The organism is Methylomonas sp. BG-2, from assembly GCF_057766305.1.
Genome location: NZ_JBYMAP010000008.1, coordinates 1 through 24,338 on the forward strand (window position 1 = coordinate 1; position 24,338 = coordinate 24,338).

A 24,338-nucleotide genomic window follows, 5' to 3' on the forward strand; every position below is an offset into this window, starting at 1 on the left:
CCCGGACCGAAACCTAAGCCGTCCTATCACCCCGTCCGGCAACATCGATCCTATCCGCGTGCGTAAAGCGCTTGCTAGCCCTTGCAATGCAAGCTACTCGGCTGTTCTGGAAAATAACTCGGCGGTTTTGCTAGAGAACGACATCGTTCTACAAAATTTGTCGGCCGTTCTCGCCCAGAGCTCGGCGAGTGCTGAAAATTACGCCAACGCCCGTGCTCGCTTCGGAAATGCCCGAGTTATTTTCGAGAAGGGTCGAAAAAAAAGCCCGACGGTTTTACCCGCGAACGACATCGTTCTACAAAATTTGTCGGCCGTTCTCGCCAGGAGCTCGGCGAGTGCTGAAATTACGCCAACGTCCGAGCTCGTCGCGCGAATGCCCGAGCTATTTTCGAGAACGGCCTAGAAAAAAGCTTGGCGGTTTTACCCGCGAGCGACATCGTTCTACAAAATTTGTCGGCCATTCTCGCCCAGAGCTCGGCGAGTGCTGAAAATTACGCTACCCCCCGAGCTCGCTTCGGAAATGCCCGAGTTATTTTCGAGAACAGTTGAAAAAAAGCCCGACGGTTTTACCCGCGAACGACATCGTTCTACAAAATTTGTCGGCCGTTCTCGCTCGGAATTCGGCGAGTTTAGAAAATTACGCCAACACCCGAGCTTAATACCGGAAACGTTACGCTTTATTGCGGCCGCCCGTGAAATAGAGAGCCTGCCTCCCCGCAAACCGACATTAAAACCAACTGTCTCGTCAGCGATACAAGACACGAAACCTCACGTGGGCACAAAAGCCGTGCCCACCCTTGAAGTTCTGGAGTACAAACCTAGGTTTGTACTCCAGAACTTCCGGCACCAACCGGAACCGCACGCGATACGTACCCTACCACGCTAGCCGGATCGGATAAGCAACGTTGCAACCGCGACGGTTTTCTCCCCCTGATGCCGCGCCGAGCACCGGAGGGTTTGAGCGGGATTTGCCCGACAGGGGCGCGGAAGGGAGGCCGCGCGTTTTTGGAGGGCTATGGATAGCCCTTCCAAAAACCCCGCTCAAACCCGCAGGAGCGCAGGAGATAAGCGGCATGGGGTGGCCTGCTGCCTCGCGCCATCCAGGCGCTCACACTTCGTGCGCCGATGGCGTCCAAATCCGCTCCCGGCGGATTTGTCTTTGGTTTCTTTCTTTTGGCCAAGCAAAAGACAGAAACTCGGCTGTCGGGCCGAGACCCGACATTAAACAAGTCGTGGCAAATTCACACCATGCGTACGATTACGCTGCCGCTAATCGCACCTACGCGGGCTGCAGCGCATGGTTAGGCGTTGCGGTCATTTGCGTTCTTCAATGAGCCTATACTGGCCGATGACCTCGTGCCCAGCGTGGAATAGTGGAGACCAAGGATGACGCTCCTCCCCCAAATCCTGCTCGGGTGCGTTGGTCGTGAAAGCCCCGGAGTCTGTGAGCAAGTAGAAAATCGTCTGTCCGTTCGCGGGCAAAGGAAACTCTCTGGTCGCGGTAGCCTGCGGCTGGAATCTGGCAGCGATGGTGACCATCGCCTGAGCAGCTCTGCGGATAGTCTCATGCCCACCTCCACCAATCGAGCCGCCGCCGCTGCTGAAATAGATGCTCGCGTTCCCATCGGAGAATGCGACGAGCGAATATGTGCCCTCTGGAACGCCGGTCTCCATCACAACGCCCCACGGCGTAGTCGGTGTAGCAGGAACGTCGAGACCAAAAGCCGCGCGAGTTCCCGTCAGTGCTTGCTTGCGAAGGTCAGCAAACACGGCTTGGCGGTCTCCCTTGTCCGTGGTCTTGGGTTTGGAACAAGAGCCGAAAACAAATGAAAATAAGCCCATAGCGACAATCAGTATTGTTCGATTCATGAGATGCGCGAGCAACGGCTAACAAGTGATTAAAAAGTTTCTGTATATCACCACAACAATGCCCTAAACCACCAACCTCGGCACCGCCCCCAACAACCTCCGCGTATACTCATGCTCCGGCGCCCCGCAAACTTTCGCCGTCTCCCCTTGCTCAACCACCTTCCCCCGATACATCACCACCGTCCTATCGCTGAGATACTCGACCACGCCAATGTTATGGGTGATGAACAGCAAGGTCAGATTACGCCGACGGCGGATGTCCAATAACAGTTGCAGGATTTCCGCCTGCACCGACACGTCCAGCGCGCTGGTGATTTCGTCGCAGACGATGAATTCCGGATTCAGGGCCAAGGCCCGCGCCAAGCCGATGCGCTGGCGCTGGCCGCCGGAGAATTCGTGCGGGTAGCGCCACAGCGCCTCGCGGCCAAGCTGCATGTCGTCCAGCAGTTGTTCGGCCAAGGCGATGCGCTCGTCGCGGCTGGCGCCGATGCCGTGTACCTGCATCGGTTCGGTCAAGGTAGTTTCGATCAATAATCGCGGATTCAACGACGATTGCGGGTCTTGAAAGGCGATCTGCATCTGCCGGCGCAGCGGTCGCAATTCTTTGGCGGACAAGCCGACCAGCTCCCGGCCGTCGATGCGGATGCTGCCCTCGGTCGGCGGCTCCAGCTGCAACACGGCCCGACCCAGCGTGGTCTTGCCGCAGCCCGACTCGCCGACCAGCGCGACGATTTCGCCGCGCGGAATGTCCAGCGACACGTCGTCTACGGCTTTGATGTGATCGACCACGCGGCGCAGCAGACCCTTGCGCACCGGGAACCAGACTTTCAGGTTGCGGATTTGGATTAAGGCTTCGGGTTCGGCTGCTGTTTGGGGGTGCGTATTGCCGGGAATCGCGTTTGTCGATACCGCCGCCGGTTGAGCGGAGCCGAAACCGGCGCCGTCCGCTTCGGCTTCGCTCAGCAAACGGCTTAATTTAATGATGCTGCTCTCGCCGTTGGCGCGACGAGAACTGGCGTCGGCAACTTGCGCTTCGACGGGCTCAGCGCGAACGGTTTTTGGGGATGCGGAAACGTCGGGCTTGGCCAGATTCTCCGGCACCGAAGCCAACAGTTTTTGCGTGTACGGATGCTGCGGATTCCCGAGCACGTCGCGGCAGCGGCCGGCTTCGACCAAGCGGCCGTATTGCATCACGCCGACCCAGTGCGCCATTTGCGCGACCACGCCGAAGTCGTGGGTGATGAACAGCATGCTCATGCCGGTGTCGTCTTGCAATTGCCGCATCAGGCGCAGGATTTCGGCCTGCACGGTGACGTCCAGCGCGGTGGTCGGCTCGTCGGCGATCAGCAGCTTGGGTTGGCAGGCCAAGGCCATCGCGATCATCACTCGCTGGCGCTGGCCGCCCGAGAGTTGGTGCGGGTAATCGCGAAAGCGCGAGCCGGGACTGGGGATCTGCACCTGGGTCAAGGCAGCGACCGCGCGTTGCTCTGCCTCGTCCGGGTTCATGTCCGGGTAATGCAGTTGCAGCGCTTCGATGATTTGCTCGCCGACTGTCAACACCGGGTTCAGCGAGGTCATCGGTTCCTGGAAGATCATCGCGATTTGCGCGCCGCGCACTTGGCGGATACCGGCATCGGGCAAGGTCAGCAGGTCGCGGCCCTCGAACAAAATCTGGCCGCTGGGATGGTTGGCGATACCGTCCGGCAACAAGCGGATCACCGACAAGGCGCTGATCGACTTGCCGCTGCCGGATTCGCCGACCAGGCAAAAGGTTTCGCCTTGCGGAATCTCGAAACTGACGTCTTCCACCGCCTTGACCGGCTCGCCACCGGTGTGCAGGTAGGTGCGCAGGTTTTCGACTTGCAATAACGGCGAACTCACGACTCGCCTCCGTTGCAGCGCGCCAGTTTAGGGTCGATCGCATCCCTGAACGCTTCGCCGATCAGGTTGTAGGCGAACACGGTCATAAAAATCGCCCCGCCGGGAAACACCGCCATCCACCAATTGAAGGTCGAGGACTTGACCGCCTGGTCCAACATCGCCCCCCACGACGGCGCATCGACCACGCCGAGCCCGAGAAAGCTCAAGGTCGCTTCCGATAAAATCGCGCCGGCCACGCCGAAGCTGACCGCGACCAGCAGTGGCGCGACACCGTTGGGTAACATGTGGCGGAACAGGATCGACGGCAGCGGCAAGCCGCTGGCGATGGCGGCCTGCACGTAGTCCTGCTTGCGCAGTTTCAGAAACTCGGTGCGCACGTAGCGGGCGTAACCGGACCAGCCGGTGACGCCGATGATCACCATCATCATGTACAAGCTGCGGCCGAAGAAGGCGACAAAGGTCAACAGCAAGAACAGCGTGGGAATATCCTCGAAGATTTCCACCAGGCGCATGCCGAGCATATCGACCACGCCGGAGAAGTAACCCATCAACCCGCCGACGACGACGCCGATTGCCAGCGCGATGCCGGTGGCGATGAAACCGATGCTAAGCGCGATGCGGCTGGCGTGGATCATCCGGCTCAACACGTCGGCGCCGTTTTCCTCGGTACCCATCCAATGAGTGTGGCCTTCGCTGGCAAACGGCGCTTCCAGACCCTTGCTACCCAGGTCGCGCAGGTAGTCGCCAGGTGCATAAGGTATCGGCGGCATGACTTTCCAATCGACCTGGCTGTATTCCGGGCAGCGAAAATCGTCGTAAATCACCAAGGCTGGCGGTTGCACTGTCAGGTTGGCAATCAAAGCGGCAAGCCCGGTGCCGGCCAGAAACAGTAAAAACTTGGTGCCGCCTGACAACTGCAACCGCGACACCGCCAACGCGATGAAAAACCCCGCCAGAATCCAGGCATCCTCGATCGATAGATAGCGCAACACCGGCGCCGAAATCTCGCCGTTTTTGCTCATCAATAACGGCATCGAGTTGGCCAGAAACGGCGCGAATACCGCGAAAAACACCAACACGCCAACCCAGGCCAGGCCGAATTTGACGCCGACGCCGTCCAGCGTGCGGCGCCAGATGCGAGCGGCGAAGGATTGCCGGCTGATTGGACGGCTAAGAGACGACGGCATTGGCTATCCTGATTGCAAACGCCGAATAGCGGTAAGTCGAATCGCCCGATGCGCGCATTAAGCCAGCCCGGATGCTTGCTGGTATTCCGTCCGTACTCTCTGGGGCATAAAGGCTGAGCCCTTCGACCGCGCTCGGGTCAGTTTGGTCGAAGCCTGATCTGGCGCGCCCTTCGACAGGCTCAGGGCGAACGGTCTTGAATAAGGGCGGGGGTAGTAAAAACTTAGTCATAACTCACCCTTGGATCAGCCAAGGTGTAGCAGAAGTCGGCGATCAAATAGCCGACCAGCGTCAGAAAGCCGCTGATCCAGGTGATCGACAACACCAATTCGCGGTCCCTGCCCTTTACCGCTTCGACGGCCAGTTGGCCCATGCCGTTGATGCTGAATATATTCTCGACGATCAACGAGCCGGCCAGCAAACTGGGCAATAGCCCGGCCGAGACGGTAATCAGCGGCAACAGGCTGTTGCGGAACACGTGCTTCCACAATACGTCGGTTTCGGCCAGTCCCTTGGCGCGGGCGGTACGGGCGTAGTCGGCGTGCAGATTTTCCAGGATCGAGGTGCGGGTCAATTTCGCCAGCGCCGCGAAACCGCCGTAGGACAAACAGATCACCGGCAACACCAAATGCCAGATGCGGTCCAGCAAGAAGCCGCGGACGAAGCCGCCATCGTCCCAGTGCGGCAAAAACGGCATGTCCAGCGCTTCGCGGTCGCTAAGGCCGGCGGTCGGAAACCATTGAAAATATTGGATGTTGGCGAAGAAGCCCAGCAGCAGGACGCCGGCCAACATGGTCGGAATCGACCACAGCGCCAACATCGAAAGGCTGGCGCCAATGTCGAAGGCCCCGCCGCGCTGGGTCGCCGACTTCATGCCGATCCAAATCGCCAGCGCGTAGGTGAACGGTATCGTCACCAGATTGAGCAACAAGGTAATCGGAATACGTTCGGCGAGAATGTCGGCGACCGGCCGGCCGTATTGAAAGCTGGTGCCAAGGTCCATGCCTTTCGTCATGGAGAACGACTGGTGGCCTTGTTCGTCGCTGACGAAACCGATCGGCGAAACATTGTTCAGCCAGCGCAGATATTGCAGCGGCGCCGGCTGGTCCAGGCCGTAGCGCTTGTTGTAATAGTCCAGCAGGGCCTGCTTTTCCTGCGGTTTCATGTCCATGCCGCCGACCAGGGTCTGGGCGCTGATGCCACCCGGCGACGCGGCCATCACCGTGAACACGACGATGGTGATGCCAAGCAGGGTCGGCACCATCAACAGCAGGCGCCGGAGCAGGTAAGTCAGCATGACGAATTCCTTTTGACTGCCGCGAGAAAAGTCCACGTCAACTCGGCAGGGATTGCGGAGTGCCAATATTCAAGGATGTTAGAGACCGGCACCGTTGGTCTTGGGCCCCCTGCAATCCCTAACGGGGTAAAGCTACGCGGCAAGCTCGCCATGACCCTATTGCGTATATTTTTGCTGGGCGAGCGGCACGTAGTTTTCCAGCGGCAGCGAGCCCAGATTCAAACCCAACTTGGTCATTTGCAAGTTGTGGATGCGCTTATCGACGAACAGCAAGCTTTTGCGGCGCATCAGGAAGGTGTAGGGTTGGTCGTCGTACAGGATGCGTTCGGCCTGCCGCCACAGCGGCATGCGCTTGCCTTCATCGACAGTACGGCGGGCTTCATCGATCAGTTTATCCAATGCCGGATTTTGATAGCCGATGAAATTATCGCCCTTGCTGATCGCCTGCGAGCTGTGGAAGGCTTGGTATAGATCGGTTTCGATGCTGCTGGTCCAGCCCAGCGTGATGGCGTCGAAGTCTTTTTTATCCAGGTTCTCCAGCATCACCGGCCACTCCTGCGGGAATGGCACCAGTTTGACACCAGCCTTGGCGTACAGGTCTTTCAGCAACAGCACCATGCGGCTGGTGTCTTCGTTGGCCTGGAAGTAAGTCAGCTTGAATTCGAACGGCTGACCAGTTTTGTCTTCCAGCACGCCGTCTTTATTGCGGTCTTCGTAGCCGGCGTCTTTCAGCAAGGCCTTGGCTTTATCGAGACTGGCTTGATAAGGCTGCAACGCGCTATCGTGCTGCTTACTGGCGTTGCCGAACGGACTGACCGCCGGCTCCGCATAACCGAGGAACACATCCTTGATGATGCGGCCGGTGTCGGTCAGATAGGTCATGGCCTGACGCACGCGCTGGTCGGCGAAACGGGTCGGTTTGCCGCCGCGCGTCTGGTTCCAGCCGATATAACTGTAACCAACCACCGGCGGCATGTATTCGAAGCTCTGGCTCTTGGCCTGTATCTGCGGGTCGGCTTGTAGTTGCTTGTATTCGGACGGCCGCGCCGAGTAGGAATCGATGTCGCCGTTGCGGTAAGTGGTTAAACGGGCGCTGTCGTTTTGAATGATCTTCCACAAGATGCGGTTGTAAGCAGGCTGCACATCGCCCCAATAGCGCTCGTTGCGCACCAGTTCGAGATTACCCTGATCCGGCGTCCAACTTTTGGGATCGGCCAATTTATACGGACCGCTGCCGAGCAGCAGGCCTTTGGATTCGTTGAATTTTTGCGGTTCTTTAAGGTAGGGTTCGTAAAAATGCCTGGGCATGATATTCATGCCGCCGGCCAGCGACAGCGCTTCGAAGTAAGGCTCCTTAAACACGAAGGTTACCCGGGTTTTGCCTTCGGCCTTGACCGACTCGATCTTCTGCAAATACGCTCGATCGCGCGGCGCCTGGATGGCGTCGGTCATGATGAAATTGAAGGTAAACGCCACGTCGTCGGCGGTCAGCGGCTGGCCGTCGGAGAACGAAACGTCGTCGCGTAACTCGAAATTGATTGTCAAACCGTCCTCGCTCAGCGTCCAGCTTTTGGCGATCAAGCCTTCCCAGGCCAACGTGTCCGGATTGCGGGTGATCAAGCTTTCCTGTACATAGCTTTGTACGTTGGAAGCGTAGGCGTCGGTCGAGATCAACGGCGTGATGGTTTTCAAATTGGTGCCGAAAGCTTCGACGCTCCAATCGCCCTGAGCGTAATCGGCTAGCTTGGTTGCCGCGTAGGCGCGCTGGAAGGCTTGCGACACCGCTTCTCGCGGCGGGTTTGCGGTTTGCGCGCTCAACGCTCCGCTGCCAGCCAGACCCCGCAACTCCCGGACCGCTTGCGCCTGCTCGGCCAAGGCGGTCTGCATGTCGCTGAGCTTCAGCCATTGCCTATCGATCTGGTACATCGCCAGCAAAATCAGCACGATAACCAAGCCAAGCAACGAATAGAGTATCCAATCTCTGGTAGCGGAGGGTGTTTGCATAATTCCAGTGGTCTGCGGAGGGAGTGTTAACAAAACCGTTGAAGACGCGGGCTTTGAACCGGAACGATGCAAAGCCAATCCGCCCCGGCTCAAACGCTTTAACGCATCCGAATTCCGGCAGGTCGCGATCTGTTGCCCGCGCGAACTGTCCGGCTAAGCCAAATTAGCGATCGGCACTTCCGGATTGACGTCGGCATCGTAATCCACGCCTTCGACCTCGAAGCCGAACAGTTTCAAAAACTCGTGTTTATAGCCGGCGAAGTCGGTCAATTCGCCGATATTGTCGTTATTGACCTGTTGCCACAAGGCGTTGACCTTATCTTGAACCTGCGGAGCGAGTTCTTTCAAATCGGCGCGCAGGCGTCCGGCCTCGTCGAGTATCGGGGCCGTGCCGTATAAGCTATCGCGGAACAAGCCGTAGACTTGCTCGATGCAGCCTTCGTGGGTGCCTTCTTCCTTCATCACTTTGAACAATAACGCCAGATATAAGGGCATCACCGGAATCGCGGCGCTGGCTTGAGTGACGACGGCTTTCAATACCGAAACCCGTGCATCGCCGCCGGAAGCAGCCAATTTGGCGCGGATGTCGAGGACGCGTTTGTCCAGATCCTTCTTTGCGGCTCCGATCGTGCCGTCCCAGTAAATATCCCAGGTGACTTTTTCGCCCAAGTAGGTGAACGCCGTGGTTTTTGCACCGGGTGCCAATACGTCGGCGTCGGCCAATGCGTCTATCCACATTTGCCAGTCCTCCCCGCCCATCACCGCAACGGTGTTGGCGATTTCTTCCTCGGATGCCGCTGACAGCGTGAATTCCTTGATGACCTCCTTATCGGTATCGAGGCCGGTTTGCACCAAGTCCTTGCCGATTGGTTTAAGCGTCGAACTGTAGATCACGCCGGTTTTTGGATGGGTGCGGCGCGGCGCCGCCAAACTGTAAACCACCAGATCGATTTTGCCGAAATCCTGTTTAATAGCCTCGATCGCTTTTTGTTTGACCTCGTCGGAAAAGGCGTCGCCGTTGATACTTTTCGCATACAAACCCTCGGCCTCGGCAAATTGGTGAAAAGCGGCGGAGTTGTACCAGCCTGGCGTACCGGGTTTGTCGGCGCTTCCTTCGCGTTCGAAAAAGACACCCAGGGTCTTCGCGCCGGAGCCGAATGCCGCGACGATGCGCGATGCCAAGCCATAGCCGGTGGACGCGCCTAAAATCAGTACGTTTTTAGGCCCGTCGGCAATTTCCCCACCCCGTTTGACATATCCGATTTGTTGTTGGACGTTGGCGGCGCAGCCGACCGGATGGGTGGTAACGCACATAAAACCGCGAACGCGAGGTTTGATAATCATGTAGCTCCTTAAAATCAAGCGGTTAAAGAAAAGATAGGATCGCATTGACGACCGTACCGTTGGAGTTTTTAAGGTCACTAATCAACGAATCGCATAACCCTGCAGTTCGCCGATCCCCCTGTTGACCGAGGTAGCCGAGGCGAATTCACGAAGAAAGCCTCACTCCCCTCACTCACTCAACCCTCTCCGTGCGGAGAGGAATCCCTGTGCGTCACGCTGAGTAGTTACCTTTAAAGTTTATCGCAAGCGTCGCCCGAACAGAACAACTATCTCGAATCCGGGCTTAAGCGGAAACTCGCCGTCGAGAACGGTGGGCAAAACCCGCCCTGTGTTGCCCGGCACGGTGACCGATCAAACCTCTGATCGTCCCCGGTCACGCGAAGTCAACAGCAACGTGAACCCGACGGCAACGCTTCCCCGCGCCCATAAAAAAGGGAGCCTAAGCTCCCTTTTTTTTGTCGTCGCGAAGCCTTATTGCTTTTGGGCATGGATCGCGATATCCGCTTTGGCTTGCAAGGCATTCAACACCGACTCGAACTGAGCCTTGCCGAACGCCCCGGCCATATTCTTGGCAATCACGGTTTGTTTACTTTTATCGGCATCGGTCATTTTGCCTTCGTTGACTTGATTGATGCTAACAATCAGTTTTGCGCCACTCTCGTCGTCGATAGTTGTCACGCTAGGCCGACCGGACTTGGGCTTGGCAGCCTTAAAGACGGCCTGATTGACTGGCATGGCCAGATCGCCGCCGATTCTGGTCAAACCGTTGACTTTCTTGACCTGCAAACGCCTGGCTTCCGCAATCTGAGTCAAGCTCTTGCCACCCGCCAACTCCTGACGGATCTGCTCGGCCAACGCGGCTTGTTGCTGCTTGGCGCGATCGCGCTGGATCGCGGCGGCGACATCAGCCTTCACTTGCTGCAATTCCTTGACCGACGCCGGTTGATGGCTAGCCATCCGTAACACGACGAGTTTGTCGCTACCGACTTCAATCGGCTCGCTGTTGCTGCCTTTTAGCACATCTTCGGAAAATGCAACGGCGCGGACTTTATCTTCAGCGGCGGTACCCGCGCCATTGGCACGACTAAACAGCCCGGTTTTTTGCGGCTGCACGCCCAGCAGATCAGCGGCCGCGGCGAGACTATCCGGGTTCTCGTAACTGACTTCGGCCAGTTTCTCGGCCAACTCGTTGAATTTAGTCTCCGCCTGCGCTTTCTGGTAAGCCTTGGCAACATCAGCCTTGACTTGCTCGTAGGCTTTAATTTCGCCAGGCACCAGTTCGGTCGCCTTGATTAGATGGTAGCCAAACGAAGTCTTAACCGGCTCAGACACTTGACCGACCTGTAACGCCATGGCCGCTTCCTCGAATGACTTCTCCATGACACCGGCCGCAATCAACCCTAAGTCGCCACCCTTTTTAGCGCTCAGTTTATCGTCGGACATGTCAGCGGCGACAGCGGCAAAATCCTTGGTCTGCAACGCGGTTTGGGCTTGCCGGGCTTTTTGCAACGCGGCTTGGTCGGTCTGGTCCTTACCAACCGCAAACAAAATATGGCTGACTTTTCGGCGCTCCTTGGTGGTGTATTGCGCCTTTTGCTCTTCGTAATACGCCTTCAACTGGTCCTCGGTCGGCTTTACCTCGCCGGCCAATTTATCCAAGGACAGTTCTACATATTCTACCGACGCTTGCTCTTCAGTCTGATAGGCCTCTTGATGTTGTTGATAATAGGCACCGATATCTTCTTCACTGGGTTGCTCGGTAGACTTGACCAAGGGTAGCGTCAAATATTCAATATCGCGGGTTTGATTTTGTAATTTAAAGAAGTTGTCGATTTCGGTGGGCGTCACGAAACTGGTGTCAATGACAGCCCGTTGAAATTGCTCCATTACCAAGGCTTTCTTGATTCGATTGACGAACTCGGCCGACGACATGCCTTGCGAACCCAGCAAGGTTTGATATTGCGTCTTGTCGAATTTGCCGTCTTTTTGAAAATATTCCAAGCCTTGGATAAATTCGCGAGCGGTTTCGTCGCTGACCAGCAGATTTTCGTCCTGTGCGTATTGCAATAAGACTTCGTCACGAATCAGTTTTTGCAACGCCTGTTTTTTTAGCGTCTCTTCGTCAAACTTCATCCCTGCCAGATTCTGCGCAAACTGTTGATAGGCCTGCTGAACATCGCGCTGATAGAAGTCTTTATCGCCTACCGATACGACCGGAATTTCCTTGCCGCCACCAAGATAGTTTTGGATGCCCCACAACCCGAAAAGCACGCATATCAAGATCAATATGATCGATGCAAAGATACCTTGCACCTTTTCTCTTATTTCTAAAAGCATAAACGCTGTCCTTAAAACAGAATGACACCTGAGCGTTTCAGGCAAAATTTAACACGCAAAAAAAAACCTCGGACCGTACGGCCCGAGGTTTCTGTTTTGGCGGAGCGGACGGGGCTCGAACCCGCGACCCCCGGCGTGACAGGCCGGTATTCTGACCAACTGAACTACCGCTCCAAAGTCTGGTGGGTGCTGAGGGGTTCGAACCCCCGACCCTCGCCTTGTAAGGGCGACGCTCTCCCAGCTGAGCTAAGCACCCGACTAAAGAGCAACTAGTTTACAGCATCTTTTAAAGATTTGCCAGCCTTAAATGAAGGAATCTTTGCAGCCTTGATGGTGATCTCTTCGCCGGTTTGCGGATTGCGGCCTTTGCGTTCCGCTCTTTCTTTTACTTCAAAAGTGCCAAAGCCAACCAGAGCGACAGCTTCGCCTTTTTTCAGCGAATCCTCGACGGCTTTGATAAATCCATCCAATGCACGACCGGCATCGGCTTTTGTCAATTGGGACGCACTGGCGATTGCATCGATAAGTTCCGATTTATTCATTTATTTCCCCTTAGGATGTCGTTTTATTAATTATTGCTCTGCAAACAAGCGGTTTGTGCCAAGCGGCTATCCACCAACCCGATGACGGTCTCTCCGGTGTAGAGAGGCCGCCATTTATATCAACCGTCCGCAAGCCCTGTCAAGCGTTGCAGTCCTTGATTTACAAGGTTTCCGGCTTGATCCGGCCGTCAATGGGCAACTACGCCCGGCTTTATCGGGTCCGCTTTCCCGTTCGGAGATTCCGCGATCTCCGCCACCGGAGAAATCGGGGTCGGCAGGTGCTGCAAGGCCAACCCGAGAACCTCGTCGATCCAGCGTACGCACTTGATGGTCAGATTGCGTTTAATGTTGTCGGGAATCTCGGTGAGATCTTTTTCGTTCTCCGCCGGAATAACCACGGTCGTAATGCCGCCACGATGCGCCGCCAACAACTTTTCCTTAAGTCCGCCAATCGGCAAAACCTCGCCCCGTAACGTAATTTCTCCGGTCATCGCCACGTCCGCCCGAACCGGAATTTTCGTCAAGGCTGAAATAATAGCGGTACACATGCCAATACCGGCACTGGGACCATCTTTTGGTGTCGCGCCCTCCGGAACGTGAATATGAATGTCAGTTTTTTGAAATATCTCGCTGTCGATACCGAGAATATCGGCGCGGCTGCGCACCACCGTCACCGCCGCCTCTATCGACTCCTTCATCACCTCGCCCAATTTTCCGGTCGCCAGTTGCTTGCCCTTACCCGGCATCACCGCTGTTTCGATGGTCAACAGTTCGCCACCGACTTCGGTCCAAGCCAAGCCGGTAACTTGGCCCACCTGATCGTTATCCTCGGCCATTCCATAGCTGAATCGCCGAACCCCCAAGTACTTGTCCAGATTCTTGTCGTTGACGACGATCTTAGACTTTCTGGGCTTGAGCAAAAGATCCTTGACGACTTTGCGACAAATCTTGGAAATCTCGCGCTCAAGACTGCGCACGCCGGCCTCGCGGGTATAGTAGCGGATGATGTCCTTGACCGCCGATTCGGAAATTTGAATCTCCGATTCAGCCAACCCGTTGTTTTTGATTTGCTTGGGCGCCAGGAATCGAAGCGCGATGTTAATTTTTTCATCCTCGGTATAGCCGGACAAACGGATAATTTCCATCCGATCCATCAACGGCGCCGGGATATTCATCGTGTTCGCGGTCGCGACAAACATGACGTCGGATAGGTCGAAGTCGACTTCCAGGTAATGGTCTGAAAAGGTGTGGTTCTGCTCCGGATCCAGGACCTCCAACAATGCCGACGCGGGGTCGCCACGAAAGTCCATTGCCATTTTGTCAATTTCATCCAGCAGAAACATCGGGTTGCGAGTCTTAATCTTGGACAAATTCTGCAAAATCTTGCCGGGCATCGAACCAATGTAAGTGCGGCGATGGCCGCGAATCTCGGCCTCGTCGCGCACGCCGCCCAACGCCATTCTCACGTATTTGCGATTGGTGGCTCTGGCAATCGACTGCCCCAACGAGGTTTTGCCCACCCCCGGCGGACCGACCAAACACAGAATGGGGCCCTTCAGGGATTTAACACGTTGCTGTACCGCCAAGTATTCTAAAATCCGTTCTTTTACCTTTTCCAGGCCGAAGTGCTCGGCTTCCAAAACCTCTTCCGCCACTTTCAAATCGTGCCTCACCTTGGTTTTCTTTTTCCAAGGCACATTGACCATCCAGTCGATGTAATTACGCACCACCGTGGCTTCCGCCGACATTGGCGACATCATTTTCAATTTATTGAGCTCAGCGGTCGCTTTGGTTTTCGCCTCGGCGGTCATCCCCGCCGCCGCAATTTTCTTCTCGAGCTCCTCGATTTCATTGCTCGCTTCATCCATCTCGCCAAGTTCCTTCTGAATCGCCTTCATCTGCTCATTCAGATAATACTCGCGCTGATTTTTCTCCATCTGCTTCTTAACCCGGCCACGGATTTTTTTCTCCATTTCCAGAATATCGACTTCGCCTTCCATCAAGGTCATCAGATTTTCCAGACGCGCGGCCACATCGACCAGTTCCAGCATGGCTTGTTTTTCCTCGACCTTCAACGCCATGTGTGCCGCCATCGTATCCGCCAGACGACTGGGGTCGTCGATACCGGCCAATGAGTTTAAAACCTCGGGCGGAATCTTGTTGTTCAGTTTGACGTATTGATCGAAGGAGTTGATCGCTGTCCGCTGCAAGACGTCCAATTCCTGCTCGGAAACATTGATTTCGTCTTCCAGCTCGACGACGCGAGCCGCGCAATAGTTTTCAACTTCTTGATATTGAATTACCGAACAACGTTGATTGCCTTCCACCAAGACCTTGACAGTCCCATCGGGCAATTTGAGCAACTGCAAAATGTTGGCCAGCGTACCGACCTTATACAAATCGTCAAAGCCCGGAGCGTCGACATCCGCTTGCTTCTGCGCCACTAACAAGACTTGCTTGTCTTGTTTGATCGCGGCATCGAGAGCATCAATCGACATCCCCCTACCGACAAAAAGCGGTATGACCATGTGCGGGTAAACTACCACGTCCCTGAGCGGCAGTACGGGAATTAATTCGTCTGTGGATTTTGAATGGGTCATTGGCTTAGCCCTCTTGAGCAACTGAAAACTGACTGTAATCCTATATGAGGTTGATGTTTCAGAAAACAAGTATTTCCGGCGAAACAAAAAAAAGAGGCGTTTACCCGAAGATAAACGCCTCTTATCGCCACCGATCGCTCTTAACAGAGCAAATGTTAAAGCATCATATATCGGAAGCCGCCATTTTCTGCTCGGTCTCGTACACCAAAATAGGCTCGGACTTGCCAAGTATCACCGTTTCATCGATAACGACCTTGGCGATTTTTTCATTGGAAGGCAATTCGTACATCGTGTCTAGCAGCACGTTTTCGACGATGGTTCGAAGACCGCGAGCACCGGTCTTACGTTCCATGGATTTTCGGGCAATCGCCGACAACGAGTCGTCGCGGAACTCCAGTTCAGCCCCTTCCATTTCGAACAAATGCTTATACTGCTTGATCAACGCGTTTTTCGGCTGAGTCAGAATTTGGATTAACGCATCCTCGTCCAACTCATCCAACGTGGCGATCACCGGTAAACGTCCGACGAACTCCGGAATCAAGCCGTACCGGATCAAGTCCTCGGCGCGCACGTCCGCGAATATCTCACCAACGTTGCGTTTATCGTCCTTGGTCTTAACATCGGCGGAAAAGCCGATACCGCCTTTTTCGGTACGATGCTTGATCACTTTGTCCAAACCCGCGAACGCACCGCCGACAATGAACAGGATGTTAGCGGTGTTGACCTGTAGAAAGTCCTGTTGGGGATGCTTGCGGCCGCCTTGTGGCGGCACGGAAGCCACGGTGCCTTCGATCAACTTCAACAGGGCTTGTTGCACGCCCTCGCCGGACACGTCGCGCGTGATCGAAGGATTATCCGATTTGCGGGAAATCTTGTCGATTTCGTCGATGTAAACGATACCGGTCTCCGCCTTCTCGACATCGTAATCGCATTTTTGCAATATTTTCAGGATGATATTCTCGACATCCTCGCCTACGTAGCCGGCTTCGGTCAACGTCGTGGCGTCCGCGATCGTGAATGGAACATCCAACAATCTGGCCAGCGTTTCAGCCAATAGCGTCTTGCCGGAACCGGTTGGACCGATCAACAAAATATTGCTTTTCGCCAATTCGACATCCGATTTCTTGCTGTTGCTGCGCAAACGCTTGTAATGGTTGTAGACGGCAACCGCCAGGATTTTTTTTGCCTTGTCCTGGCCGATGACATAGTTGTCGAGTTCAGCCTTGATTTCTTTTGGCTTAGGCAACGCCGCGGACGATCCGGACGACAATTGGTCTTCCATCAATTCGTCGCGAATAATTTCGTTACATAACTCAACGCATTCGTCGCAGACGTAGACGGATGGGCCGGCGATTAGCTTCCTGACTTCGTTTTGACTCTTACCGCAAAAAGAACAGTAAAGCAGCTTCTCGTCGTCTTTACCTTTTTTGTCTCTACTCATGGACCAACTCCATCCGAACAAATCGCTTCACCGTTACGATGAACAATTAAACAAAACCAAACAAGGCGCGGTACCAATTAGCACCGCGCCTTGCTATCACACAATACGGCTGGCCAGCACTTTATCGATCAAACCGTATTCGACGGCTTGGTCGGCGCTGAGAAAATTATCCCTATCGGTATCTTGCTCGATTTTTTGCAAGGTCTGTCCGGTGTGGCTAGCCAAAACCTTGTTCAAGCGATCGCGAATCGCCAGAATTTCCCGAGCATGAATATCGATATCGGACGCCTGCCCTTGGAAACCACCCAGGGGTTGGTGAATCATCACTCTGGAGTGCGGCAGGCAGTATCGTTTACCGGCAGCCCCGCCCGCTAACAGTAAGGCGCCCATGCTGGCGGCCTGTCCGATGCACATCGTGCTGACATCCGGCTTGATGAACTGCATCGTATCGTAAATCGCCATCCCGGCAGTTACCGAGCCACCCGGCGAATTGATATACAGATGAATGTCCTTGTCCGGATTTTCCGATTCCAAAAACAACAGTTGGGCGACGACCAAGTTGGCCATGTAATCCTCAACCTTGCCGACCAGAAATATCACCCGTTCTTTTAACAGACGGGAATAAATGTCAAACGATCTTTCCCCACGGGCTGTCTGCTCAACCACTATAGGCACCAATCCGCCAGCGGCCTGGGGTGCCATCATATCGTTCATCGCATTTTGGTTAAACATCATAAGCCCTCATTTAGTTAACGTTTTTCCATAACTTCATCGAATCCTACCGTCACGTCGGTGATTTTAGCCTGACTTACTATCCAAGCAACAGCCTGATCTTCCAAAACCATCTGCTGGACTTCGTTCAAGCGGGCTTTATCCGCGTAGTACCAATTGATAACATCTTCCGGGCGTTCGTAACTTTTTGCCATATCTTCAACAACTTCGCGCACTTTATCGGCATCGACTTTAATCTCGTTCTTCTGAATAATTTCACCCAAGATTAAGCCCAGCGCGACGCGACGTTTTGCCTGCGCTTCGAAGGTATCACGCGGCAGATTCAGGTCTTCCAGCTTCAAGCGCATGTTTTTGGCGCGCTCGGCGTAGGGTTGCATCAATGCTTCGACTTCTTGATCGATCAGTGCGTTCGGAATCGTAAACGTGATGTTTTCGAACAACGCATCCATTGCGGCGGTTTTCAATTTATTTTTCAGCGCATTGGCCAATTCCCTATCCATATTGGCACGAACGTCCGCGCGGAACGCCGCCAGATCGCCCTCTTCCACGCCATACGCCTTAATGAATTCTTCAGTGACTTCCGGCAAAACCGGTTCTTCGATTTTCACTAATTCGACTTCGAACTCGGCGGGTTTACCAGCCAGTTTCGGGTTGTTGTATTGTTCGGGGAACGTCACGGTAAAAGTCTTGGTGGCGCCGGCCGACAGTCCTTTCAATTCGTCTTCGAAACCGGGGATCATTTGCTTAGCGCCGATTTCGACTTTGTAATTCTCAACCTTGCCGTCGGTGAAATTCTCGCCTTCGGAAACGCCCGAAAAATGAATCGTCACTTGATCCCCTTCTTGCGAGGCTCTCTCGGTTTCCGCCCAGGTTTTCTTTTGTTGACGCAGTTTCTCGATCATTCCGTCGACATCCGCTTCCTCGACAGTGGCGTTCGGACGCTCGATTTGCAATCCGGATATGCCTTCCAGCGTCACTTCCGGATAGACTTCGAACTCAGCGACGTACTCAAAACCCTCGGTCTTTTCACTGGGATGAATATGCGGATGACCGGCCGGAACCAGTTCCTGTTGTTGCAGCGCTTCGAAATACGTCGTTTGGATCAAATCGCCGGTGACTTCGCTCCGTACCCGATCACCATACAATTTCTTGATCATGCTGGCCGGCACCTTGCCCGGCCGAAACCCATCCACTTTGACTTCCCGCCCCAAGCGCTTCAAGCGAGTTTCCATTTTTTCCTGAACCACGGCGTCAGGTATGCTGACAGTCATTTTTCGACTTAATTCGGATGTCTTCTCGACAGAAACTTGCATTGCATTACCTCGAACAAATTAAAAAAATAAATGGGGGATCGATCAGCGGAGCCAGCTAAAGACTTGGACGCAGTATCCATGCGTAAGAGACTATGGTGCGAGCGGGGAGACTCGAACTCCCACGGGGTTACCACTGGAACCTAAATCCAGCGCGTCTACCAATTTCGCCACGCTCGCAAAATAAATGAACGCGGCATTATAATCAGCCGCCCCCCCAAACACAACCCGCTCCACCTGAAACCGGCATGAATCCACCCGAACTTCGCGCTATCATCCTAATGTTGTGGCTAACGACTTTTTCCTGCCGCCTTGAAACGGCCCCCGCAGATTCGGGTTTCAATACTTTGGTGAATTTGCCCGGACAACAATCGGAGTTGTGGGTTTCGGTTGTGGCCGATCGCGACAGCCGCAAAAGAGGATTGATGCACAGACGGGAGTTGGGACGGCGAGAGGGTATGTTGTTCGTTTATCCAACCGCCAGACGCATCGCAATTTGGATGAAAAATACCTTACTGCCGTTGGACGTGCTGTTCTTGAACGACAGCGGCCGCGTCGTTGCCATCCTTGAAAACCTGCCCCCCTGCCACGCGTCCCCCTGCCGGGTTTATCAAATTTCCCAAGCGACCAAGTACATGCTGGAAGTCAATGCCGGCTTCGCGGCGGACAACGGTATCGAGACTGGCCAAACGCTCGCCTTACCGGAAGTTCCCAATGCGCAGGAATAATCGTAAACGCCTAAAATTTCCGCGCTCCGCCGCCACCGACGCGCTCTATTGACCTCAACCGGGCTTCACCTAGGCCCGTTCACGTCATCCGGGTCACCTTCGTAAGGTGTCGCATATTTACACTCTTTTTGCGGGCAGACTTTTTCCGTTCCTCTTCGCTTGGTGGTCTTCAGCGTCAAAATTGGCCAATGACATTCCGGACAGGCTTCCTTGATCGGTGCATCCCACAACGCGTAATCGCATTTGGGATATTCGGAGCAGGAATAGAAGATCTTGCCGCTACGCGCCTTACGCTTGAGGATATTGCCTTTTTTGCATTGCGGACATTCGACCCCGGTATCCTGCGGCTTTTCCAAGGGCTCGATGTGTTTACACTTGGGATAAGCGCTGCACCCTAGAAACTTGCCGTACTTCCCGGTCTTGATAACCAGCGGCGACGCGCACTTCGGACACTCGCGGCCTTCGACCACTTCCGGCTCGGCGGTTGCCGCGCTGTTATCCTCGCCGATGTTCCGGGTATAGGAACACGTCGGATAATTGGTACAGCCGATAAAGCGGCCGTTACGGCCCAAACGGATAGACAGCGGACTGCCGCACTCCGGACAGGCCTCGTCTATGCTTTCCTGCGTCACATCCTTACGCTGCACGCTCTCTTCTTTCTCGTTGATCAATTGCGTGAACGGCCGCCAAAAGTCGTTCATCAACGGAATCCAATCCTTCTCGCCGCGCGACACCGCATCCAAGTCGTCTTCCAGATTCGCGGTAAAGCTGTAATCGACGTATTTGGTGAAATGTTCGGTCAGGAATTTGTTGACGATGCGTCCGACATCGGTCGGATAAAACCGCTTGTTGTCTATCGTCACGTATTCGCGATTCTGCAAGGTCGAGATAATCGTCGCGTAAGTCGACGGCCGGCCGATGCCGTGCTCCTCCAGGGCCTTGACCAGACTCGCCTCGCTGTAGCGCGGCGGCGGCTCGGTAAAGTGCTGCGTGGCGGCGACATCGTTCAGCACGACCGGACGCCCTTCTTCCATTGGCGGCAACAGGCTATCCTGATCGTCGGCGGCCTCCTTGCTGTCGTCAACGCCCTCCAGATAAACCTTCATGAAACCAGGATTGGTGACGGTGGAGCCGGTGGCGCGAAATACGTTTTTATCGCTACCGCAATTCAGGTCGACCGCCACTTGGTTCAAGGTCGCATGGATCATCTGGCAAGCAACGGTGCGCTTCCAGATAAGATCATAAAGCTTGAATTGTTCCGCGCTGAGCCGGTTTTTTACCAACTCCGGCAAACGCTGCACCGAAGTCGGCCGGATCGCTTCGTGCGCTTCCTGCGCGTTTTTGGATTTGGTTTTAAATTGGCGCGGCTCCTTGGGTACATCCGCCGCGCCGTATTTTTCAGCGATTAAGGCCCGAATGTCGGCGATGGCTTCGTCAGCCAAATTGACCGAGTCGGTACGCATATAGGAAATCAAACCGACGGTCTCTCCGCCCAAATCGATACCTTCGTAGAGCTGCTGAGCGACCATCATGGTCCGCTTGGTGGTGAAACCCAATTTGCGCGCGGCTTCCTGTTGCAACGTCGAGGTAATGAACGGCGGTGCCGGATTCTTGCTACGCTGTTTTTTTTCCAGCTTGGCGACGATCAATTTGCCGTCGGCCTGCTCCAGCAAGGCTTGCTTGACCGCCGTGGCGGCGGCTTCGTCGGTAAAACTGAATTGATTGAGTTTCTCGCCGTTGTAGTGCGTCAGTTTGGCCTTGAACGGCTGTCCTTGCGCATTGGCGTCGGCGGTATGCGACCAATATTCGCGAGTTTTGAACGCCTCGATTTCCAGTTCGCGTTCCACGATCATCCGCAACGCCGGGCTTTGCACCCGCCCGGCCGACAAACCGCGCCGGATCTTTTTCCACAACAGCGGCGACAGATTAAAACCGACCAAATAATCCAATGCCCGCCGCGCTTGCTGAGCGTTGACCAGATTGTTGGAGAGTTCCGTCGGATGGGCGATCGCTTCGGTGACGGCTTTTTTAGTGATCTCGTGGAAGACCACTCGGCGCACATCCTTGTCCTTGAGCAGCTTCTTCTCTTTCAGATGCTCGTAGACGTGCCAGGAAATCGCTTCGCCCTCGCGGTCGGGGTCGGTCGCCAAATACAGCGTGTCGGCATTTTTCAGAGCCTTACCGATTTCCTGGAGATGGCGTTGATTGCGATCGATGACCTGATATTTCATCGAGAAATCATTCTCCGGATCGACGGCACCCTCCTTGGGAATCAGATCTCGAACATGGCCGTAAGAAGCCAGAACCTGGAAGTCCTTTCCAAGGTATTTTTCGATGGTTTTACATTTAGCCGGAGACTCTACGATGACTAAACTCTTGCTCATGCTATCCGTGTACTATCAATGCAAAGAAGTCGGAATCAGATCGTAAACGATGTCTTCCATTCTGGAGAAAGCGGCGCTATCGCCGGGTTGGCTCAGCAGTACCATCAACACGATCCATTTCAACTTGTCCAACGTGATTTCTTCTTCCTTCAGCGCCATCGCCCGATCGATCGCAATCTCTCGATTCGCCGGACTCAAGATACCGGTGTGCTCCAGATACATCAGAAAGTTACGGCATTCCAGATCGAAAACCACCATTTCCTGGCTGCCGAATATTCGGAAGGACGGAGAAGCAATCGTCGAGATGGTTTCGATGTCGGCTAGTGACTCCAGCCAATCGAAGGCTCTATTGACATCGGGCTGCTGAAAACCGGCATCCAGTAGTTCGCTGGCGATGACCGAAGTGTCGGGATAGTTGTCGCTATCGCCGTCGAGATAGTTTTCGAACAGATAGATGAGCACATCAAAAATGTCTTCTTTCATTAAAAGCCTTTACTTGATTCTGAGGTAGCTACCGCCGGCAACCCCGGCGATGTAGCCCTGCAGCTCCAGCACCAGCAGCATCGACGACACTTCCTCCGCCGCCCAGCTGCTGTTCCGGACCAACGTATCAACCGTTGTGGGGCTGTACGGAATCAAATTCAATAGATTTTGTTGTTCCAGGTCAAGCGCCGTCTGCGGGAATTCGGGACCGGCCCGCATACTGCATTGATTATATTGGCCTAATTCCTCGAAAATATCCTCGGCGGTTTCCACTAATTTGGCCCCTTGCCGGATCAAACCGTTGCAACCGCGCGCCAGAGGATTGTGGATCGAGCCTGGAATCGCGAACACCTCACGGTTTTGTTCCAGCGCCAAACGGGCGGTAATCAGAGAACCGCTCTGCTGGGCGGCCTCGACGACCAACAAACCGACGCACAAGCCACTAATAATCCGATTACGTTTAGGGAAATGCCCGGCGTTTGCGGTGGTGCCGGGCGGAAATTCGGAAACCAGCGCGCCTTTCGCGGCGATTTCGGTGGCCAAGGCTTTATGGCAAGCGGGATAGACCCGATCCAGGCCGGTGCCGGCCACCGCCACGGTGTTACCGCCCACGCTTAACGCGCCCCAATGACTGGCGGCGTCGATGCCGAGCGCCATGCCGCTGGTCACGGTATAGCCGGCCTCGGCCAGCGCTTTGGCGAACGCGGTCGCGGTATCCACCCCCGGCGGGGACGGGTTGCGACTGCCGACGATGGCCAACTGCGGCTCTAGCAACAGTTCCGGTTTTCCCTTGACGAATAAAACCGGCGGCGGATCGGCGATTTCCCGGAGCTGGGCCGGATATTCGGAATCATCCAGCGTCAGCAGGAAGTTGCCGTCTTGCGCCAACCAAGCCAAATCGTAGTCTACGCGACGCCAGTCCGGCTGAAGAATGGCATCGATTTGCCGTTCGCTAAAGTCGAGCGACCTCAAATCCGCGCGCGATACGGCCAACACTTCGGCGGGTGAAAAATGTTCCAACAAGCGCCTGACCGATTTGCCGCCGATACCCGGCATCCGCAACAGAGCCAGCCATTGTCGAGTTTCGGGATGCCCCGGGTGTTTCAAGCGAGGCCCGCGGGTGACTGGGAAATGCGACGACCTGTTGTCAAGGCGTTTGCACTCGATCCAAGGTGTGCATCGCCGCGGTCGCCTTCATCACTAATGCGTAACTGACCCGCTCGAACGGCCGAAACACCATCAGCACGCCGGCCTGCTCGTCCGGCATCTTCACCGCGACCGGTTGCTGAGACTGATAGCGATCCAGAATCATCTGACCGCGCCGGTATACGTCCAGAGTATGCCCGGCTTCCAGACCGTCAGCGCTGCCCCGATCGATGACCACGACATCATGCTGACCGATTTGCGATACACCACCCATGACCCGAATGATGCTGCCGACCACCCGTTTTTCCGGCGGACGCGGAAAGTAATTCAAAGCCATTTCGCCGGCCGCGGTCGGCATCAAACGGTCGCCCCGTTGAATCTCGGTATCCGACTTGTTAACCGCGAACGTGGCCGGATCGCCAATATTCTGCAGAGTCGCGTCGGCGACGAATTGCGCCTCGTAGCCGAGAATTTCCTGACTCAGCGGGTCGACGTAGGGCTTACCCTGCCGGAAAACGGTATATCCCAGGCTTTGCGGCTCGTCGATGCCTCGCACGTAAATGCCGTCGCCGGCACCGGCGATCAAATGCTCGCCGACAAAACCGATCACGTACGGCGCGTTTTGCAGCTCCTCCGCGCTGACCACTTTCGGCGAATTCAAAAACTGGACGATGGCATCGCTCGGGATCATCTGCACCGCGCGGTCCACGGCCGATTCTCGCACCTTGGGCAACACTTTTTCGTCTCCGCCTGGCGGTGTCAAACTCAGTCGGGGCACGCCGTTGACATAGGAGAAATACAGCGTATCGCCCGGATAAATCCAGTGCGGGTCCTTGATCTGCGGATTGTTGCGCCATAGTTCCGGCCATTGCCAGGGATGTTGCAAGAACTTCCCGGAGATGTCCCATAGCGTGTCGCCTTTGACGACGGTGTATTGGTCGGGATGATTCGGATTGATTTGCAACTCGTCGGCTCGAACCGCGGCGCATGCCAGAGCCAGAAATAGCAAAACTGCCGGTAAGGTGCGCGAAAACATAGGAAGTCCTGAAAAAGCC

18 protein-coding genes and 3 tRNA genes are annotated in these 24,338 nt (G+C 55.1%); 2 read left to right on the plus strand and 19 right to left on the minus strand.

Translation table 11 applies throughout. The features are described 5' to 3' along the window. On the plus strand, positions 1 to 403 hold a 403-nt coding region (locus AC3B8H_RS01580), incomplete at its 5' end, for a hypothetical protein (protein WP_488439869.1). Positions 404 to 1,314: 911 nt separating this feature from the next. Here AC3B8H_RS01580 and AC3B8H_RS01585 read toward each other — a convergent pair. The 15 genes from AC3B8H_RS01585 to AC3B8H_RS01655 all read right to left on the minus strand — a co-directional run bounded on the left by AC3B8H_RS01585 (position 1,315) and on the right by AC3B8H_RS01655 (position 18,722). Beyond that, a complete protein-coding gene (locus AC3B8H_RS01585; RefSeq protein WP_488439870.1) occupies positions 1,315 to 1,842 on the minus strand; it encodes a hypothetical protein in 528 nt (175 codons plus the stop codon). 90 nt (positions 1,843 to 1,932) lie between these two features. After that, positions 1,933 to 3,750 carry an ABC transporter ATP-binding protein gene (locus AC3B8H_RS01590; protein WP_488439871.1) on the minus strand — a complete coding sequence of 606 codons (1,818 nt, stop codon included), beginning with the start codon at positions 3,748 to 3,750 and terminating at the stop codon, positions 1,933 to 1,935. Continuing rightward, positions 3,747 to 4,937 (minus strand): ABC transporter permease, encoded by a 1,191-nt coding sequence (locus AC3B8H_RS01595; RefSeq protein ID WP_488439872.1) that lies wholly within the window; start codon positions 4,935 to 4,937, stop codon positions 3,747 to 3,749. Before AC3B8H_RS01595 ends, AC3B8H_RS01590 begins: the two co-directional genes overlap by 4 nt. A gap of 221 nt (positions 4,938 to 5,158) precedes the next feature. Continuing rightward, entirely contained in the window at positions 5,159 to 6,268 is a 1,110-nt protein-coding gene (locus tag AC3B8H_RS01600; RefSeq protein ID WP_488439873.1) for an ABC transporter permease, read from the minus strand. A gap of 120 nt (positions 6,269 to 6,388) precedes the next feature. Beyond that, positions 6,389 to 8,236 (minus strand): peptide-binding protein, encoded by a 1,848-nt coding sequence (locus tag AC3B8H_RS01605; RefSeq protein WP_488439874.1) that lies wholly within the window; start codon positions 8,234 to 8,236, stop codon positions 6,389 to 6,391. 153 nt (positions 8,237 to 8,389) lie between these two features. Beyond that, positions 8,390 to 9,580 carry an enoyl-ACP reductase FabV gene (fabV, locus tag AC3B8H_RS01610; protein WP_488439875.1) on the minus strand — a complete coding sequence of 397 codons (1,191 nt, stop codon included), beginning with the start codon at positions 9,578 to 9,580 and terminating at the stop codon, positions 8,390 to 8,392. Between the two features lie 471 nt (positions 9,581 to 10,051). Beyond that, positions 10,052 to 11,917: a SurA N-terminal domain-containing protein gene (locus AC3B8H_RS01615; RefSeq protein ID WP_488439876.1), complete on the minus strand. Its 1,866-nt coding sequence runs from the start codon at positions 11,915 to 11,917 to the stop codon at positions 10,052 to 10,054. Positions 11,918 to 12,014: 97 nt separating this feature from the next. After that, a tRNA-Asp gene (locus tag AC3B8H_RS01620) sits at positions 12,015 to 12,091 on the minus strand. Between the two features lie 6 nt (positions 12,092 to 12,097). Continuing rightward, positions 12,098 to 12,173: transfer RNA gene (locus AC3B8H_RS01625), tRNA-Val, on the minus strand. Positions 12,174 to 12,186: 13 nt separating this feature from the next. Continuing rightward, entirely contained in the window at positions 12,187 to 12,459 is a 273-nt protein-coding gene (locus AC3B8H_RS01630) for an HU family DNA-binding protein (protein WP_064031317.1), read from the minus strand. 188 nt (positions 12,460 to 12,647) lie between these two features. Next, positions 12,648 to 15,059 carry an endopeptidase La gene (gene lon / locus AC3B8H_RS01635; RefSeq protein WP_488439877.1) on the minus strand — a complete coding sequence of 804 codons (2,412 nt, stop codon included), beginning with the start codon at positions 15,057 to 15,059 and terminating at the stop codon, positions 12,648 to 12,650. 163 nt (positions 15,060 to 15,222) lie between these two features. After that, the gene (gene clpX / locus AC3B8H_RS01640) at positions 15,223 to 16,500 is read right to left on the minus strand and encodes an ATP-dependent Clp protease ATP-binding subunit ClpX (protein ID WP_064031315.1); all 1,278 of its coding nucleotides are present in this window, start codon (positions 16,498 to 16,500) and stop codon (positions 15,223 to 15,225) included. 96 nt (positions 16,501 to 16,596) lie between these two features. Next, on the minus strand, positions 16,597 to 17,232 hold the full coding sequence (gene clpP / locus AC3B8H_RS01645) for an ATP-dependent Clp endopeptidase proteolytic subunit ClpP (protein WP_488439893.1): 636 nt from the start codon (positions 17,230 to 17,232) through the stop codon (positions 16,597 to 16,599). Positions 17,233 to 17,249: 17 nt separating this feature from the next. Then, positions 17,250 to 18,545: a trigger factor gene (gene tig, locus AC3B8H_RS01650; RefSeq protein WP_488439878.1), complete on the minus strand. Its 1,296-nt coding sequence runs from the start codon at positions 18,543 to 18,545 to the stop codon at positions 17,250 to 17,252. Positions 18,546 to 18,638: 93 nt separating this feature from the next. Continuing rightward, a tRNA-Leu gene (locus AC3B8H_RS01655) sits at positions 18,639 to 18,722 on the minus strand. 68 nt (positions 18,723 to 18,790) lie between these two features. Here AC3B8H_RS01655 and AC3B8H_RS01660 point away from each other — a divergent pair. Continuing rightward, positions 18,791 to 19,270, plus strand: a complete 480-nt coding sequence (locus AC3B8H_RS01660) for a DUF192 domain-containing protein (protein WP_488439879.1) — start codon at positions 18,791 to 18,793, stop codon at positions 19,268 to 19,270. 65 nt (positions 19,271 to 19,335) lie between these two features. On the opposite strand, the gene topA is transcribed toward AC3B8H_RS01660, so the two are convergent. Genes topA through AC3B8H_RS01680 form a run of 4 tightly spaced genes read right to left on the minus strand, consistent with a single transcriptional unit; the run spans position 19,336 to position 24,319 of the window. Continuing rightward, positions 19,336 to 21,654 carry a type I DNA topoisomerase gene (gene topA, locus AC3B8H_RS01665; RefSeq protein WP_488439880.1) on the minus strand — a complete coding sequence of 773 codons (2,319 nt, stop codon included), beginning with the start codon at positions 21,652 to 21,654 and terminating at the stop codon, positions 19,336 to 19,338. 15 nt (positions 21,655 to 21,669) lie between these two features. After that, on the minus strand, positions 21,670 to 22,137 hold the full coding sequence (locus tag AC3B8H_RS01670) for a Smg family protein (protein WP_071160461.1): 468 nt from the start codon (positions 22,135 to 22,137) through the stop codon (positions 21,670 to 21,672). A gap of 9 nt (positions 22,138 to 22,146) precedes the next feature. Further along, complete coding sequence (gene dprA, locus AC3B8H_RS01675) at positions 22,147 to 23,244, minus strand: DNA-processing protein DprA (protein WP_488439881.1); 1,098 nt, start codon at positions 23,242 to 23,244, stop codon at positions 22,147 to 22,149. Positions 23,245 to 23,284: 40 nt separating this feature from the next. Further along, positions 23,285 to 24,319, minus strand: a complete 1,035-nt coding sequence (locus AC3B8H_RS01680; protein WP_488439882.1) for a LysM peptidoglycan-binding domain-containing protein — start codon at positions 24,317 to 24,319, stop codon at positions 23,285 to 23,287. Between the last annotated feature and the right edge of the window lie 19 nt (positions 24,320 to 24,338).